25 protein-coding genes are annotated in these 13,392 nt (G+C 55.1%); 18 read left to right on the top strand and 7 right to left on the bottom strand.

Translation table 11 applies throughout. The features are described from left to right. Positions 1-52 precede the first annotated feature (52 nt). The 4 genes from ABJ205_RS15345 to pspF all read right to left on the bottom strand — a co-directional run bounded on the left by ABJ205_RS15345 (position 53) and on the right by pspF (position 2,550). On the bottom strand, positions 53-508 hold the full coding sequence (locus tag ABJ205_RS15345; protein WP_348157678.1) for a PilZ domain-containing protein: 456 nt from the start codon (positions 506-508) through the stop codon (positions 53-55). Between the two features lie 88 nt (positions 509-596). Next, complete coding sequence (locus ABJ205_RS15340; protein ID WP_348157675.1) at positions 597-992, bottom strand: hypothetical protein; 396 nt, start codon at positions 990-992, stop codon at positions 597-599. 48 nt (positions 993-1,040) lie between these two features. Next, the gene (locus tag ABJ205_RS15335) at positions 1,041-1,364 is read right to left on the bottom strand and encodes a hypothetical protein (protein ID WP_348157673.1); all 324 of its coding nucleotides are present in this window, start codon (positions 1,362-1,364) and stop codon (positions 1,041-1,043) included. 133 nt (positions 1,365-1,497) lie between these two features. Then, the gene (gene pspF, locus ABJ205_RS15330; protein ID WP_348157670.1) at positions 1,498-2,550 is read right to left on the bottom strand and encodes a phage shock protein operon transcriptional activator; all 1,053 of its coding nucleotides are present in this window, start codon (positions 2,548-2,550) and stop codon (positions 1,498-1,500) included. 196 nt (positions 2,551-2,746) lie between these two features. On the opposite strand from pspF, the gene ABJ205_RS15325 reads away from it, so the two are divergent. The 13 genes from ABJ205_RS15325 to ABJ205_RS15265 all read left to right on the top strand — a co-directional run bounded on the left by ABJ205_RS15325 (position 2,747) and on the right by ABJ205_RS15265 (position 7,816). Beyond that, positions 2,747-2,926 (top strand): hypothetical protein, encoded by a 180-nt coding sequence (locus ABJ205_RS15325; RefSeq protein ID WP_348157667.1) that lies wholly within the window; start codon positions 2,747-2,749, stop codon positions 2,924-2,926. A 190-nt stretch (positions 2,927-3,116) separates the two neighbouring features. Beyond that, complete coding sequence (gene pspA / locus ABJ205_RS15320; protein WP_348158060.1) at positions 3,117-3,953, top strand: phage shock protein PspA; 837 nt, start codon at positions 3,117-3,119, stop codon at positions 3,951-3,953. A 3-nt stretch (positions 3,954-3,956) separates the two neighbouring features. Beyond that, on the top strand, positions 3,957-4,256 hold the full coding sequence (gene pspB / locus ABJ205_RS15315; protein WP_348157665.1) for an envelope stress response membrane protein PspB: 300 nt from the start codon (positions 3,957-3,959) through the stop codon (positions 4,254-4,256). Next, positions 4,253-4,627: an envelope stress response membrane protein PspC gene (gene pspC, locus ABJ205_RS15310; protein ID WP_348157662.1), complete on the top strand. Its 375-nt coding sequence runs from the start codon at positions 4,253-4,255 to the stop codon at positions 4,625-4,627. The genes pspB and pspC overlap by 4 nt, the downstream gene beginning before the upstream one ends. Positions 4,628-4,658: 31 nt before the next feature. After that, positions 4,659-4,973 (top strand): hypothetical protein, encoded by a 315-nt coding sequence (locus ABJ205_RS15305; protein ID WP_348157659.1) that lies wholly within the window; start codon positions 4,659-4,661, stop codon positions 4,971-4,973. Continuing rightward, positions 4,973-5,329, top strand: coding sequence for a hypothetical protein (locus tag ABJ205_RS15300; RefSeq protein WP_348157656.1), 357 nt, complete (start codon positions 4,973-4,975; stop codon positions 5,327-5,329). Before ABJ205_RS15305 ends, ABJ205_RS15300 begins: the two co-directional genes overlap by 1 nt. Beyond that, a complete protein-coding gene (locus tag ABJ205_RS15295; RefSeq protein ID WP_348157653.1) occupies positions 5,329-5,640 on the top strand; it encodes a hypothetical protein in 312 nt (103 codons plus the stop codon). The genes ABJ205_RS15300 and ABJ205_RS15295 overlap by 1 nt, the downstream gene beginning before the upstream one ends. Continuing rightward, the gene (locus ABJ205_RS15290) at positions 5,637-5,996 is read left to right on the top strand and encodes a hypothetical protein (RefSeq protein ID WP_348157652.1); all 360 of its coding nucleotides are present in this window, start codon (positions 5,637-5,639) and stop codon (positions 5,994-5,996) included. The genes ABJ205_RS15295 and ABJ205_RS15290 overlap by 4 nt, the downstream gene beginning before the upstream one ends. Then, complete coding sequence (locus ABJ205_RS15285; protein ID WP_348157650.1) at positions 5,996-6,295, top strand: hypothetical protein; 300 nt, start codon at positions 5,996-5,998, stop codon at positions 6,293-6,295. Before ABJ205_RS15290 ends, ABJ205_RS15285 begins: the two co-directional genes overlap by 1 nt. After that, positions 6,295-6,675, top strand: a complete 381-nt coding sequence (locus ABJ205_RS15280) for a hypothetical protein (RefSeq protein WP_348157648.1) — start codon at positions 6,295-6,297, stop codon at positions 6,673-6,675. Before ABJ205_RS15285 ends, ABJ205_RS15280 begins: the two co-directional genes overlap by 1 nt. Then, on the top strand, positions 6,675-6,926 hold the full coding sequence (locus ABJ205_RS15275; protein ID WP_348158057.1) for a hypothetical protein: 252 nt from the start codon (positions 6,675-6,677) through the stop codon (positions 6,924-6,926). Before ABJ205_RS15280 ends, ABJ205_RS15275 begins: the two co-directional genes overlap by 1 nt. A 58-nt stretch (positions 6,927-6,984) precedes the next feature. Further along, positions 6,985-7,404 (top strand): SufE family protein, encoded by a 420-nt coding sequence (locus ABJ205_RS15270; RefSeq protein WP_348157645.1) that lies wholly within the window; start codon positions 6,985-6,987, stop codon positions 7,402-7,404. A 40-nt stretch (positions 7,405-7,444) separates the two neighbouring features. Continuing rightward, complete coding sequence (locus tag ABJ205_RS15265; RefSeq protein WP_348157642.1) at positions 7,445-7,816, top strand: YbaN family protein; 372 nt, start codon at positions 7,445-7,447, stop codon at positions 7,814-7,816. Between the two features lie 20 nt (positions 7,817-7,836). On the opposite strand, the gene ABJ205_RS15260 is transcribed toward ABJ205_RS15265, so the two are convergent. From ABJ205_RS15260 to ABJ205_RS15250, 3 genes are all read right to left on the bottom strand, one after another. Next, positions 7,837-8,373, bottom strand: a complete 537-nt coding sequence (locus ABJ205_RS15260) for a sterol desaturase family protein (protein ID WP_348157639.1) — start codon at positions 8,371-8,373, stop codon at positions 7,837-7,839. After that, complete coding sequence (locus ABJ205_RS15255; protein WP_348157636.1) at positions 8,370-9,149, bottom strand: fatty acid desaturase; 780 nt, start codon at positions 9,147-9,149, stop codon at positions 8,370-8,372. Before ABJ205_RS15255 ends, ABJ205_RS15260 begins: the two co-directional genes overlap by 4 nt. 131 nt (positions 9,150-9,280) lie before the next feature. Further along, positions 9,281-9,673: a thioesterase family protein gene (locus tag ABJ205_RS15250; RefSeq protein ID WP_348157634.1), complete on the bottom strand. Its 393-nt coding sequence runs from the start codon at positions 9,671-9,673 to the stop codon at positions 9,281-9,283. 125 nt (positions 9,674-9,798) lie between these two features. Here ABJ205_RS15250 and leuC point away from each other — a divergent pair, with 125 nt between their 5' ends. The 5 genes from leuC (at position 9,799) to leuD (ending at position 13,377) form a co-directional block, all read left to right on the top strand. Then, positions 9,799-11,226, top strand: a complete 1,428-nt coding sequence (leuC, locus tag ABJ205_RS15245) for a 3-isopropylmalate dehydratase large subunit (RefSeq protein WP_348157632.1) — start codon at positions 9,799-9,801, stop codon at positions 11,224-11,226. Positions 11,227-11,228: 2 nt separating this feature from the next. After that, entirely contained in the window at positions 11,229-11,633 is a 405-nt protein-coding gene (locus ABJ205_RS15240; protein ID WP_348157630.1) for an aldehyde-activating protein, read from the top strand. A gap of 37 nt (positions 11,634-11,670) precedes the next feature. Then, positions 11,671-11,883 (top strand): isopropylmalate isomerase, encoded by a 213-nt coding sequence (locus tag ABJ205_RS15235; RefSeq protein WP_348157627.1) that lies wholly within the window; start codon positions 11,671-11,673, stop codon positions 11,881-11,883. Positions 11,884-11,944: 61 nt separating this feature from the next. Beyond that, positions 11,945-12,760, top strand: coding sequence for an N-acyl homoserine lactonase family protein (locus ABJ205_RS15230; RefSeq protein ID WP_348510079.1), 816 nt, complete (start codon positions 11,945-11,947; stop codon positions 12,758-12,760). Beyond that, a complete protein-coding gene (leuD, locus tag ABJ205_RS15225; protein ID WP_348157621.1) occupies positions 12,760-13,377 on the top strand; it encodes a 3-isopropylmalate dehydratase small subunit in 618 nt (205 codons plus the stop codon). Before ABJ205_RS15230 ends, leuD begins: the two co-directional genes overlap by 1 nt. The last annotated feature ends 15 nt before the right edge of the window (positions 13,378-13,392 follow it).

The following is a 13,392-nucleotide window of genomic DNA, read 5'->3' as shown; positions in this document are numbered from 1 at the left end:
TAAGCTTGGCAAGACCAACAACAAAAAGAAGGCAAACCCCAGAAAACTGGGATCAGGGCCGGGCCCTGACGGCGCCCTCCACCCAATCCTTCACCTCTGATTTCAGTCCGCGCAGTTCGTCAAGTTCGTAGTGCTCGGCGAAGCGTCGCATATCGAGAACATCTTGTTCAATCAAAGGAGGATCAAACACGAGCCCATTGATCCCGCCGTTGGGCCCTTGATCCGTGCGCACAATTTCACAGAAAAGCTCCTGTCCGGCAATTTGCAAGAAGCCGGCTTCTTTTGCCGCCAATGGCTTTTCCAAGCCCAATTGCGCACCGGTGGAGGACAGATCGATCAAGATACAGCGGTGTGTTCCATACAACGAGACGAGTCTGGCCGGGATCGCGAGTCTTAACCGGGCAGCGGCCCTCCGACCGACCGGAACGCCGAGATCGGTCGTGCAATTCAACCGTTTAAGATCGGCAGCATCCGAACTAAAATTTGAAATGGGGTTTGCCGCGCTCATGGTTACACGGGGCTAACTCCAAGCGGTCAAATCCAGCTAAAGTCTGGCAATGGGAAAACTACCTATGTCGCCATAGCCGTGCACCCAATTATGAGAGCTCAGCGCCAGCCCATTCCTGCGCCGTCAAACGCATGTCGTTGAGCTCTTTTTCAGCGAAACTGTTTTTATAATCGCGAACTCGCGCGACGAATGCGTCAGAAACGGGAAGTTCAAAAACGACCGCATCGAGCCCTACCCCCTTGCGTTTCACGATGACAAAGTGATCAATCGGGCCGCAACGCAGATATCCAACGCTTCCCGCCTGGAGCGGCTCACGAATTGCGATCAACACACCAGTTCGCGAGAGGTTTGTCACAATGCAACTGGGGTTACCCATGGTTGAAATGAAAGTGCCAGGCAGGCTCAAGGGAAGGCGCGGAGCCACGCGGATCGTTTTATCGAAACTGGCCTCAAAGTTGTTTTCGGCATGACTTGCCATCTTCATCGCTTTGCTTTGAAAATCACATTTTGCTGAAAGTGGAAACGAGTCGAATTATTGGGAATCGTCGCCCCAACCCCCTCCATCAGAGTCACGATTGCGCGAATTTGCGGAGCGATCCTGCCGGCTATTCCCACTGTCATAACCCCAACCATCCTTGGCCAAATCGCGATCGCGCTGCGCATTGCGCGCCTCCTCAATCGCCAACTCGCCGATTTGGGCCGCGCGCTCAGTCGCGCCGTTCGCCACTTTGGGTGCGACGTAAGACACGCCAGCGGTGAGCATCAAGGCGAGGCTAAGCCCCACCAATATAATTGCCACGATGATAAAGCGTACTATCCCGGTAAAACTGTCAACCAGATCAATAAGAGCCCGCATTTTAGCTTCCCTCACAAACACCAGCCCTTTCGCAAGACCGGCTCAATAAGAGTGAAGAATAGCCTTCACGCGTAAACGACCTGTAAAAGTGAGAACATTTTTTGGGCCAGAGCTTGTTTTGATTGGCGGAGAGCTACTCTTGCCCTTCCATCAAACCGTGCTTCTTGATCGCATGACGCAGTTGATCGTAGCTGAGACCAAGCGCCTTCGCCGTCTGACGCTGGTTCCAGCGATGCTTACCCAGCGAATGCTCAACAATCGCCCGCTCGTGGGCGTCAACGGCGGCGCGAAGGTCATCCACCGCTTCAAATTGGGCGCTTGTTGGCGGCGGTTCTTGCGTTGGCGCAGCCCCCCTTTCAGCAGGTGCATTTCCCGCTCCATCAGAGCGCCGATGCGACGGTGTCACAGGCTTCCATGGGCTTTCAAACGGATCGAACTGCACATGAGCAATCGGCGTTTCGGCGTCATCCCAGCGATAAACCGCGCGCTCAACGACGTTTTTCAGCTCGCGTACATTCCCAGGCCATGCATAGTTTTCGAGATGTTCCATCACATGCGGCGCAAAGCCCGGCCAACCAAACCACTCCAACTCGCCGGCCATACGGCGCGCGAAATGTTCGGTTAGAACAGCCACATCTCCCTCGCGCACTCGCAAGGGCGGCAAAGTGATCACTTCGAAGCTCAATCGATCGAGCAGGTCAGCGCGAAACTCGCCCGCTTCCGCGAGCGCAGGCAAGTCATCATTGGTCGCTGCGACAATGCGAACATCGACCCGGATAGGGCGCGATGAACCAATGCGGGTTACCTCTCCGTACTCAACTGCTCTCAGCAACCTTTCTTGCGCCCCCATCGAAAGCGTGCCCAGTTCATCAAGAAAAAGCGTACCCTTATCCGCTTCTTCAAACCGCCCGGCGCGCGCTTTAGTCGCGCCAGTGAACGCGCCCGCTTCGTGACCGAACAGCTCAGCCTCGATCAAAGTTTCGGGAAGGGCGGCACAGTTCATAGTAACGAGCGGTTCGTCCCAGCGGTTGGACAAGCGATGAAGACGTTCAGCGATTAGTTCTTTACCCGTGCCGCGTTCCCCGATGACAAGCACGGGACGACTCATAGGAGCTGCGCGACTGGCGCGCTCCACCGCGTCGAGGAATGCTCCGGACTGTCCGATAAATTGGCTCTCGCGCTCCACTCATTCCCTCTCAATAAGTCGCCTATTGGGCTAGCTTGCCAACATATAGGAATTTTTCCCAATGCTTGGCAAGCTGCGCCATGTGTAAATTCGTGGAGTTTGCAGGAATCCCTTTATTTTCATTATGTTATAAAGTTTGGCACGGCATCTGCAATGTAGGCTGCAACACTCAAACACACTCCTAAGGGCCGAAAACATGTACAATAAATCCTTCGTTCGCACCAAACTTGGCCAAGCTTCTCTTGCCAGCATCGCTGCAATGATTGCGATGATCGCTCTTTCAACTCAAATGAACATGGTTGCTGGCGATGCACAATTCGCCCACCCCGATCTTGGGCCAACAGCAACCTCTGTTGCACTCATTGAGATGGCTTGAGGCCAGCCTAGTGACCAAGCGAGATAAACTTCCCTTTGGACCGGAGCGCGCGGCTACCCCAACGGCCCCTAATGCGACGCCCACCCCAGCGTCTGCTGAGAGCTTAGACAGCGCGTTATCCCCTGAACGCGATCACTCTCAAAAGAGCGCTCCGGTCCACACCAAAGAAGAGGATGCAGAGTACATCCCCATCCTTGGAAAGAAGCTCTCGCGCCTGGATGCTGAAATCGAAGCCTTGCGTCAAAGCCCCACTCCGACGCAAAGTCAGCAACGAACGCATGACGAGCACGACTCGGACACGCAAAACAGAACAAACCCGTTCCTTGATGGAGTAGCCTTTATGGGCATTTTCAGCCGCACTCGCGATATTATCGCTGCGAACTTTACCGACATGCTCGACAAAGCGGACGATCCGCAAAAGATGATCCGGATGATCATCCTCGAGATGGAGGATACGCTGGTCGAAGTCCGCGCCAGCGCAGCGCGCACGATTGCCGATCAAAAAGAGATGCATCGCCATGTGGTGAAGCTTGATCGTCTGCAGGCCGATTGGGCTGACAAGGCACAGCTTGCCCTTTCGAAAGATCGCGAAGATCTGGCGCGGGCCGCTCTGGTTGAGAAGAAAAAGGCGGATGGGACATCTGAACAGCTTAAGCAAGAAATTGCCGTGCTCGACGATGCGCTTCGGGCTTATGAAGAGGACATTCAAAAGCTTCAGCATCGCCTGCGTGAAGCGCGCAGCCGCCAGACACAAATCGCAGCCCGCCTTGAGAGCGCTGAGAACCGCGTAAAACTGCGCAGTTTGATGAGCACTGAGCGCACCGATGAAGCTTTGAGCAAATTCGACCAGCTCGAACGCCGCGTCGATTATGCCGAAGGCCGGGCTGATGCGATTGCGATTGGCAATGATGGGCCGCCATCACTGTCGGATGAGATTGCCGCCCTCGAAGGCCAAGACGCCATCGATGACGAGCTTGAAGAAATGAAGAAACTGCTCGGTAAGCCCGAGGAAGACAAAGGAAATTAAGCCATGGAACCAGTCATTGTTGTGATGACACTTTTCATCGCACTGCCGTGGATCGTCCTCCACTATGTGACCAAATGGAAGACTGCCGCCACCATCACTTCGGATGACGAAGTGCTTTTGGAAGAGCTTTATAACCTCGCAAAGCGGCTTGATGAACGCATGGACACAGTCGAGCGCCTTGTTGCGACCGACGACCCCAGCTTCAATCCGGTCAAGCGCCTTCAGGCCGACCAAGAGCAAGACAACCAGCAATTGCGTGAGCTTGAACAGCTTATCGCTGAGAAAAAAGGAACAAGCGCATGAACAGCCGCACCACGCTTTACCGCGACAAGCACAACGCCAAATTGTTGGGCGTTTGCGCTGGGATTGCCGACTACACCGGAGTTGATGTCTTTTGGGTCCGCTTGGGAGCCGTTGCTCTTAACTTTGCGGTGAGCCCACTGGTCTTGCCTGCCTATTTCGCCGCAGGCTTCCTGCTCCAGAAGAAGCCGCCGCATCTCTATAGCGATAATCAGGAAGAGCAGTACTGGCAGCGCGTTCGTCAAAGTCCTCACCGCACCGCTCGCGAAATTCGCTCGCGCTTCCGCGATATCGACCGCCGGTTGGCCGACGTTGAGACATACTACGTGAGCAACAATCCGCGTCTGACACAAGAAATCGAACAGCTGCGCTAACCTCGAAACAAAAAACAGGGACAGAAATCAGATGGAACCGGGACAACTAGCACTGTTAATTCCTATCATCGGCGTGATGATCCCGATCGTTGCGATCTGGGCAAAGCACCAGCAGAAAATGGCTGAGATCCAGTCAGAGAAAACTGCGGACGCAACTGCTGAAAAGGCTGCGCAATACGCGTCGCACATCCAAAAGTTGGAAGACCGCGTTCAGGTCTTGGAACGCATCGTAACCGATCGCGGCTATGATGTGGCGACCCAAATCGAAGCACTGCGCGACACTCGCGAAGTGGAAGGCGACAGCGCTGGCGTCCCTCTCAACCTCGGAAACAAGGAAAACGCTTAATGGATTGGGGTGGACCATCCTTCGTTGTTATTATTGTCGCCATCAGCACCGGTGGCTGGATCATCAACAATTGGATCCGCGCCAAGCATGGCTACTCACTCGAAGATGAGTGGGGCGGCAAGACTGAGCGCGCAGACACCGCCGAAACGCAGCGCATCAAGGCCGAAAACCGCGAACTCAATGACAAGCTCGATACAATGCAAGATCGCATGATTATACTTGAGAAAATCGTGACTGACCGTGGTTATTCGCTTTCAGAAGAAATCGAAGCGCTCAGAGACAAGCCAGTCCGCGACGTCTCCCAAAACAGTGATGCCGGCGTACCGCTTAACTTTGGCCAGAAGGAAAAAGGTTGATGGGTGATTTTCTAGAATTTCTGCTGATTGCGATTCCCATGACCGCGGTGATTGGCACGCCATTTTACTTGGTACGGCGTAAGATCAATACGCTTCAGCAAGAGCTGGCAGAAGAGCGTGGACAGAATACAACCGCGAAGATCGCGACAGAAAAATCCGCTTTGGAAGAGCGTGTTCGCGTCCTCGAACGCATCGTGACTTCCCGCGGCTATACCGTCGCCGAAGAAATCGAAGACCTTCGCCACACGCCCAGTATCCCATCTGACGCTGGCGTCCCATTGAACGTGAAATCTAAGGAAGTCCACTCATGAGCGTCGATGCTGCCGCTATTATTGTCCCCAACCTGCCTTGGATCATCGGTGGTGGTCTTGCGCTAGGCGCCGCCGGGATTGCGGGTTGGATTCATACGACCCGCCTGCGAATTAAGCACGGCTATCCCTTAGAAGGAGCGTGGGGCCAGTCTCTAAAGCCTGCAACCGACCACGAAGCAAAGCAGCGCGTCACCTTGCTTACGCAGGAAAACGCCGAACTTCGCGCAGAGCTTGGCTCGGTTAAGGATCGCCTTGCCAACATCGAGCGCATTGTAACAGACGGCAGCTATCAACTCTCGAGCGAGATTGATGGATTGCGCGCCCTTGAGAATCAGAAAGATGCAGGAAACGCCTGATGAATTCCGAGCTTCTCATAATCTTTCCAAGCATCATCGTGATGTTGATCGTGATTGGTGCGTCAGTGAACGGCATTATCTCGAAAGCGACCGCCTACTATCTCGAAAAGGATGAGCGCCAGCATGCACGGTCAAAGGGTACGGCAAACGTCGGCGAGCTTGGTGAACGCAACCAGATGATTGAAGACCGCTTGGCTGTGCTTGAACGCCTTGCGACCGACAAAGGCACTCTGCTTTCCGATGAGATCGAGGCTTTGCGGCTAGATGTAAGTGAGCGCCGCGAAAAGGAGAACAGCTGATGAACGGTTGGGCTATTGTTGCAATTGTCGCCATCGTTGTTTGGGGCATCGTTCAGATGGCCAAAGCCAAAGCTGGCATCATCTCAGATGAAGATGGCAATGAGACATTTGTTGGTAAAGCTGAAGGCGCCGATGCGCATGTCGAGAACGAAGAAATGCGCCGCGAAATGAAGCAATTGCGCGACCGGCTCCATGTACTCGAACGTATTGCCACCGATAACAACACCATGGACGCGCGCGAAAGGGCCCGCATCTCGGCCGAGATAGAAGCGCTTCGCAGGGCCGATGAACCCGCTTCGACACATAATTCAAACAGCCCGAACAAAGACAGCGGCACCCCACTCCCATCCTCCGTAAGTAAGAAGGAGCAGAGCCAATGATTATGGACCCCACCTTTGTTATCACCGCGGCTTGCCTCGTAGGTATTTGCGTGGTTGCCTTTGCCCTTCTCCACGGCTGGCAAGGCTGGTTGGAGCTCAAGCGTCAAGAGCTTGATCGCCAATTGCGAAAATCAATGGAAGCTCCTGAAATCGAAGGCGGCGCATCATCGGGCGCAGCACGCATCGAACTTGCCGATATGAAAGAACGCATCAAAAAACTGGAAGCGATTGCCAGTGGTGTAGAGCTTTAGGCAGAACCTTCGCTTTGCCCCCTTCCCCTTAGTGCCGAGCGTCCCTAAATGCGCGTGCATGAGAACTCTTGATGACATCTTTGAAGAATACGATTTTCTCGAAGGCGATGAGCGTTACTCATTGCTAATCGAACTCGGGCGCGAACTCGAAGCCATGCCCGACGCTCTCAAAACCGACGCGACGTTAGTTCGAGGGTGTTCTGCTGCTGTATGGGTCTATCCCATGGATGCAGAGGCCAAAGGCGATTTGCATTTTCTGGCTGACAGCAATGCTGCGATCACCAAGGGGATTGTCGCCCTTGTCATTGCTGCCGTTCAAGATAAGCCAGCCGCAGAGGTCGCCAAGATGGACGTGATGGGAGCGCTGGCTCCCTTTGATCTTAAAAACCAGCTTTCCAGCAACCGCACCCAAGGTGTCCCCAATATGATTGCGCTCGTCCAAGAGCACGCAGCGCGGCTGGCACAAACAGGCGGATGAAACGCACGTCCATCACCCCTTTGTATAAGGCGCTCTTTGCGTGGAACGCGGGCATGATGAGATGAAGCAACGGCTCTATTTTGCTGCTGGTCTGATCTTCTTTGCACTGGGCGCTGCGGGAATACCCTTGCCGCTTTTACCGACGGTCCCGTTCTGGCTGCTCGCCGTCTTTTTCTTTGCCCGCAGCAACAAAGCATGGGAAGAACGGCTTCTCAACCATCCCAAATTTGGCGCGCAGATACGCAACTGGCGAGAACACGGCACGCTTTCGCGGCGGTCGAAGATCGTGGCGATCACCTCGATTGCAGCCGGCGCGGTATTGACTTGGGTGACCGTTGGTTTTCCGTGGGTGTGGATATCGATTGCGGTGCTGTTTGTATCCGGCACCTGGCTAGCAACTCGGCCGGAATGAGGCCCAAGCTAGGCCGCCGCCTATGGCAAGCTAGTGACCCGATTGGCGCTATCTTTATGCGCATTTGAGCTATCGCGCACCACCGCAATGCCAGCCTTGGCTTGTTCTTTCAATTCCGCCTTAAGCTTGGCTGGGTCACGGGCGATGACAAAGCCAAAGCTCACCCCGCCCTCTTTACCGATGGTTGCATGGTGCAGCTTGTGGGCTTGCACCAAACGCTTGGCATAACCCTTTTTCGGGACCCATTTGAAAAAGCGTTGATGCACGAGGCCATCGTGCACAATCGCATAGACAACGCCGTAAAGATTCACGCCAAGCGCTGCCCACCACAGCCACTCCCAATAGAGCGAGCCGAAGATGTACATGCCAGCGTTAATCGTCCCAAAGACGGTTGCGTAAAGGTCGTTCTTCTCAAACGTATTATTGTGCGGCTCATGATGGTCGCGGTGCCATCCCCAGCCCAGCCCATGCATGATGTATTTGTGCGTCCACCATGCAAACAGCTCCATAAAGACAAGCGCGCCAAGTGTAATTGCGATGGCTTCGAACCAGGTCATATCGCGGCACGCTCCCCAACGGGCGCGTCTCCAACCCCTGCTTTTCGGGCCGCTGGAAGCGCCCACCAAGGCACATCGGGCCTGCGGTGATGTTCCAAATGATAGCCAAAGTGAAAGCAAGTCGCGAGGCTCACAAACGCGCCAAACCTATCGCTGCGCGCATTGTGGTGATCGGCAAAGGGTTCCTTTTCGCGGTGGGCATGGGGGCGAAATGTTCCAAAGTAGAAAAGCTGTAATGAAGAAAGCAGCGCCGGCGCTCCGTATAGCAGCACAATTTGGACCATCGGAATGCCGATAATCAGCCAGTAAACACCCACCACTGCATGCACGAAAACCAGCGACTGCCAGCCAAAATAACGTTTAAAGAAGGTCCAATACCATCTCAAGAAATTGTCGGGGTTGCCTTCGTCGAAATCCGGATCACCTACATGCCCAGCGAGCCGGTGGTGCGTATGATGCGCGTCGCGCAAAGCCTTCCAGCCAAAGCCAGCATAGAGGAACAAAAGGACAGTCGCGATCGCGCTGCCAACCTTGGGTTTTGAAGGCACCAACGTCCCATGCATTGCGTCATGGCACACGATAAAGACGCCCACTGAAAGCCAACATTGAACAACCCCCATCCCAAGCGCGAGCGGCAGGGTTTGCCAGTTCAGCTCAAACACAAACATCGCATAGGCGTGAATGCCAAGCCAACTTCCCGCAATCAGCGCAGCCAAAGCAATTCCGACCACGCCTTGCATGGATTGCGAGGGTAGTGAGAAAGTTGCAGGCGTCATCCTGAAAGGTTGGCCCTATTCATGCACTCAGGTTCAAGCATGCCGATTTGTATAGAGCCTAAGCACGTCCACCGCCAAGGATAGTTTGCTTTAGACATCGAAGGCGGGATCAATACATCCTGGCCTTGGGCTTACGCGAAGAAGAACTCGCGCAAATGCTCGCCGATCCGGGCCGGACGCAGGGTCTTTGCATCGATACAGCACCAACTTGATTGAACTTCTGCGAGCACATCTTCGCCCCGGCTAATCACCGTGCGGTAAAATGCACGCGCGCCATTATACCGCTCCAACACCGTTTGCGCGATCACATCATCGTCAAGAAAGGCCGGTTTGCGGTATGTGATTTCATGTTTCAGCGCGACCCAAGCTTTGGACGCAACCTCGTCAGCAGGCGCGACTTTCTGCCAATGGGCAAGCACCGCATCCTGCACCCAGTTAAGGTATCGCGCATTATTCACATGCCCCATAAAGTCGATATCTTCGGGGAGCACGGTGATCGGAAATTGGAAGGGCATTGCTGACATTATTGTCAGTTAGCAGCTTCGCGTGAAATTTCCAGTCCTATTCGCTGAGTGAACACACCTAATCTTGCCACTTCGTCACCAAGGCGGCTATCGGCATGGTCAAAGAGAAACAAGAGACCCCTTTCATGTCCAACGCACCCCGCACGCTTTATCAGAAAATTTGGGACGATCACGTGGTCGAAACCCGCGATGATGGGACCGCCATCATCTATATCGACCGCCACCTCGTCCACGAAGTCACCAGCCCGCAAGCTTTTGAAGCGCTGCGCCTCGCTGGCCGGCCGGTGCGCCGTCCTGAGCTGACCTTGGCTGTACCCGATCACAATTTGCCCACCACCGCACGCCGCGATGCCGGTGGTGACAAAATCCCAATCGAAGACCCACAAAGCGCCGCGCAATTGGAAGCGCTCGAAAAGAACGCACCAGCGTTTGGCATTCGTTACATCGGGGATGCGGACGCGGAGCAAGGCATCGTCCATGTCGTGGGCCCGGAACAAGGTTTCTCGCTTCCCGGCACCACCATCGTTTGCGGCGACTCGCACACGGCCAGCCACGGCGGGCTTGGCGCGCTCGCATTTGGTATCGGCACAAGCGAAGTAGAGCACGTGCTCGCCACGCAAACTCTGCTGCTCCAACAGTCCAAATCGATGGAAGTGCGCGTCGAGGGCGAACTTGGCGCGGGCGTTTCGGCAAAAGATGTGGTCATGCACATCATCGGCGTGATTGGCGCTGCTGGCGGCTCAGGCTACGTGATCGAATATCGCGGCTCTGTGTTCGAGACTATGACCATCGAAGAGCGCCTGACGGTCTGCAATATGAGCATCGAAGGCGGCGCGCGCGCTGGCCTGATTGCGCCTGATGAAACCACTTTACGCTATCTCAAGGGCCGGCCCATGGCACCAAAGGATGAGGCTTGGGATGAGGCGCTTGCCTATTGGAAGACGCTTCACACCGATGAAGGTGCAGTGTTCGACAAAAACGTTGTCATTAATGCCGCCGACATCGCTCCCAGCGTTACTTGGGGCACCAGCCCTGAGGACGTGCTTCCGATCACGGGCCTCGTGCCTGCCCCCGACAGCTTCGCGGATGAAAACAAGCAGGCAGCCGCCGCAAAGAGCCTCGATTACATGGGGCTAACCCCAGGCACGCCGCTGACCGATATTCCGGTTGAGAACATCTTTATCGGTTCGTGCACCAACAGCCGTATCGAAGATTTGCGCAGCGCGGCCGCAGTCCTCAAAGGCAAAACCAAAGCGGACAATGTGCGCTGGGCGATTGTGGTTCCGGGCTCTGGCCTTGTGAAAGCCATGGCGGAGGACGAAGGGATTGACCAAGTCTTCATCAACGCCGGTTTTGAATGGCGCGAGCCGGGGTGTTCGGCATGTCTGGGCATGAACCCCGATAAAGTGCCTGCGGGCGAACGCTGCGCCTCGACCAGCAACCGCAACTTCGTAGGCCGTCAGGGGCCTGGTGCACGCACCCATCTCGTCTCCCCCGCTATGGCAGCAGCAGCGGCGATCACCGGGCGGTTGACCGATGTGAGGGAACTGTAATCGTGAAGGGAGGATGCCACTGCGGCGCGGTTAGCGTAACTGTGCCCCAACCGCCCGAATATGTGAACTTTTGCGACTGCTCTTTATGCGCCAAATCGGGCGGTGTTTGGGGCTATTATGCAGGCGAAGAATTGACGGTCGATGGCAAGACCGACAGCTACCGCCGCGCAGACTATGAAGAGCCCGCCGTTGAAGTGCACTTCTGCCCCCAATGCGCGACCACGACCCATTGGGTGACGACAGAGCATTTCGATGGAGACCGCGCAGGGGTCAATGTCCGCATTTTTGAGCCTGCCGAATTAGACGGCATCGAAGCGCGTTTTCTCGATGGCCGCAATTGGTTTGGGAAAACTGAAGCCAAGCATCGCCGCGCGCCCGGGAAATTGGGTGTAGACGCCTTTCTATGAAGGATGTTCCCTTGCAATGCGCGCAAGAGGGTCTCAAATGAAGACTATGACTGACGAAACCACTCCCCCCGAAGGCCCAGAAGAGGGCAAGTCTTCCACCGGCCGCAAAGCTGCTATCGGAGCTGCGGCGACAATCGGTTCCGCAGCTATTGCCGCGGCGCTGCTTTATGCAGGCAAACGCATGCGCCAAAAGAGCGAAGATAAATCGCCGCCCGGCACACCTTCTGGTGAACCACCAGAAACAGATTAGATCAGATCTGGCTCTGCACAGGAGAGACATCATGAGAGCTTTTTTGGGATTATTGTCGGCTATGGCCCTCAGTGCATCAGCCACTGCGCAGGATAAAAAGTCAGATGCGGATCTTGAAATGTGGCGCCTTGATTGCGGTACTCTTGAGATTAGCGATATGGCGGCGTTCTCCGATGCGCATCTTTACGATGGACAGCCGCGCACCCTTACGGTCAGTTGCTATCTCATCCGCAATGGCGATCAATATCTGCTGTGGGATGCGGGGCTAGACAAAGCATTGGCAGGGACAAGTTTCACCCAATCGGGTGCCACACTGTCGATGGGAAAATCCATTGAAACGCAGCTTGAAACTATTGGGGTTTCTCCCAGCGAAGTAACCTTTACAGGTGTCAGCCACTTCCACTTTGACCATGTGATGCAGCTTCCTGATTTCGCTGAGTCCACATTGCTGATCGGGGCCGAGGACTGGGAAGTGGTCAAGGCGGCAACCGATCCCAACCCGCTACTTGATCCGCGTCCCTTTGCCGCCTGGCTTGGAGAAGATGGCGGGCAAGTCACGGCAATTGCGAAAGATCACGATGTTTTTGGCGATGGCAGTGTGGTGATGAAGGCGACACCTGGACACACGCCTGGCCACACGGTTCTTTTGGTCAGAATGCCGCAAATGGGCAATGTCCTGTTGACCGGGGATCTGTATCATTTCGAAGAGCAGGCCACCAATCGCGGAGTGCCTGAGTTTAACACAGACCGGGCAGATACGCTCGCATCCTTCGAACGGTTCGATGCCATGGCGAAAGCCTTGGATGCAACGGTTGTCATTGGGCATGATCCGCGACATCTGGATCGTCTCCCTCAATTCCCGGAATCAGCACGCTAATGGACAAACTCTCTCACGTCGAAGGCCGCGCCATCCCTTTTGGTGCGAAAAATGTCGACACTGACATCATTATCCCTGCCAAATGGCTCAAAACCATCACCCGCGATGGACTTGGCAAAGGCGCGTTTGAAAGCATCCGTCAGGACTCAGACAACATCTTTGATGCGCCTGAAAATCAAGGCGCGCCGATCCTGCTTGCAGGCGACAATTTCGGTTGCGGGTCCAGCCGTGAGCACGCGGCTTGGGCGCTGGGTGACCTTGGCATTCGCGCGGTGATCGCACCGAGCTATTCCGACATTTTCTCGGGCAATGCGGTGAAGAACGGCATTCTGCCGGTGGTCCTGCCGCAAGAGGCAATCGACCGTTTGATGGAAGTCGCGCGCGGCGGTGATCCCATCCATATCGACTTGGAAGCGCAAACGGTCACCACGCAGTTTCAAGACCGGTTCACCTTCGAGATTGACCCGTTTCGCAAACACTGTCTGCTTGGCGGGCTCGATGAGGTTTCACTCACGCTCGAAAGCAGTGCCTCGATCGGCACTTACGAAGACAAACGCACAAACACACAGAATTGGGTCATGGCAGGCACACGCTTTTCAGGCACGAACGCTGCTTAAGACCTCAAAGGCACA

This window comes from Erythrobacter sp. (genome assembly GCF_039988855.1).
Lineage (GTDB): Bacteria > Pseudomonadota > Alphaproteobacteria > Sphingomonadales > Sphingomonadaceae > Erythrobacter.
The sequence above is the reverse complement of the archived record's forward strand: the minus strand, read 5'-3'. Positions and strand labels throughout refer to the sequence as shown.

Excerpts from the sequence above, each read along its gene's own strand:
- ABJ205_RS15345 (WP_348157678.1), bottom strand. The coding sequence starts at position 508 with ATGAGCGCGGCAAACCCCATTTCAAATTTTAGTTCGGATGCTGCCGAT.
- ABJ205_RS15340 (WP_348157675.1), bottom strand. The coding sequence starts at position 992 with ATGAAGATGGCAAGTCATGCCGAAAACAACTTTGAGGCCAGTTTCGAT.
- ABJ205_RS15335 (WP_348157673.1), bottom strand. The coding sequence starts at position 1,364 with ATGCGGGCTCTTATTGATCTGGTTGACAGTTTTACCGGGATAGTACGC.
- ABJ205_RS15325 (WP_348157667.1), top strand. The coding sequence starts at position 2,747 with ATGTACAATAAATCCTTCGTTCGCACCAAACTTGGCCAAGCTTCTCTT.
- pspB (WP_348157665.1), top strand. The coding sequence starts at position 3,957 with ATGGAACCAGTCATTGTTGTGATGACACTTTTCATCGCACTGCCGTGG.
- pspC (WP_348157662.1), top strand. The coding sequence starts at position 4,253 with ATGAACAGCCGCACCACGCTTTACCGCGACAAGCACAACGCCAAATTG.
- ABJ205_RS15305 (WP_348157659.1), top strand. The coding sequence starts at position 4,659 with ATGGAACCGGGACAACTAGCACTGTTAATTCCTATCATCGGCGTGATG.
- ABJ205_RS15300 (WP_348157656.1), top strand. The coding sequence starts at position 4,973 with ATGGATTGGGGTGGACCATCCTTCGTTGTTATTATTGTCGCCATCAGC.
- ABJ205_RS15295 (WP_348157653.1), top strand. The coding sequence starts at position 5,329 with ATGGGTGATTTTCTAGAATTTCTGCTGATTGCGATTCCCATGACCGCG.
- ABJ205_RS15290 (WP_348157652.1), top strand. The coding sequence starts at position 5,637 with ATGAGCGTCGATGCTGCCGCTATTATTGTCCCCAACCTGCCTTGGATC.
- ABJ205_RS15285 (WP_348157650.1), top strand. The coding sequence starts at position 5,996 with ATGAATTCCGAGCTTCTCATAATCTTTCCAAGCATCATCGTGATGTTG.
- ABJ205_RS15280 (WP_348157648.1), top strand. The coding sequence starts at position 6,295 with ATGAACGGTTGGGCTATTGTTGCAATTGTCGCCATCGTTGTTTGGGGC.
- ABJ205_RS15270 (WP_348157645.1), top strand. The coding sequence starts at position 6,985 with ATGAGAACTCTTGATGACATCTTTGAAGAATACGATTTTCTCGAAGGC.
- ABJ205_RS15260 (WP_348157639.1), bottom strand. The coding sequence starts at position 8,373 with ATGACCTGGTTCGAAGCCATCGCAATTACACTTGGCGCGCTTGTCTTT.
- ABJ205_RS15255 (WP_348157636.1), bottom strand. The coding sequence starts at position 9,149 with ATGACGCCTGCAACTTTCTCACTACCCTCGCAATCCATGCAAGGCGTG.
- ABJ205_RS15250 (WP_348157634.1), bottom strand. The coding sequence starts at position 9,673 with ATGTCAGCAATGCCCTTCCAATTTCCGATCACCGTGCTCCCCGAAGAT.
- leuC (WP_348157632.1), top strand. The coding sequence starts at position 9,799 with ATGTCCAACGCACCCCGCACGCTTTATCAGAAAATTTGGGACGATCAC.
- ABJ205_RS15235 (WP_348157627.1), top strand. The coding sequence starts at position 11,671 with ATGAAGACTATGACTGACGAAACCACTCCCCCCGAAGGCCCAGAAGAG.
- ABJ205_RS15230 (WP_348510079.1), top strand. The coding sequence starts at position 11,945 with ATGGCCCTCAGTGCATCAGCCACTGCGCAGGATAAAAAGTCAGATGCG.
- leuD (WP_348157621.1), top strand. The coding sequence starts at position 12,760 with ATGGACAAACTCTCTCACGTCGAAGGCCGCGCCATCCCTTTTGGTGCG.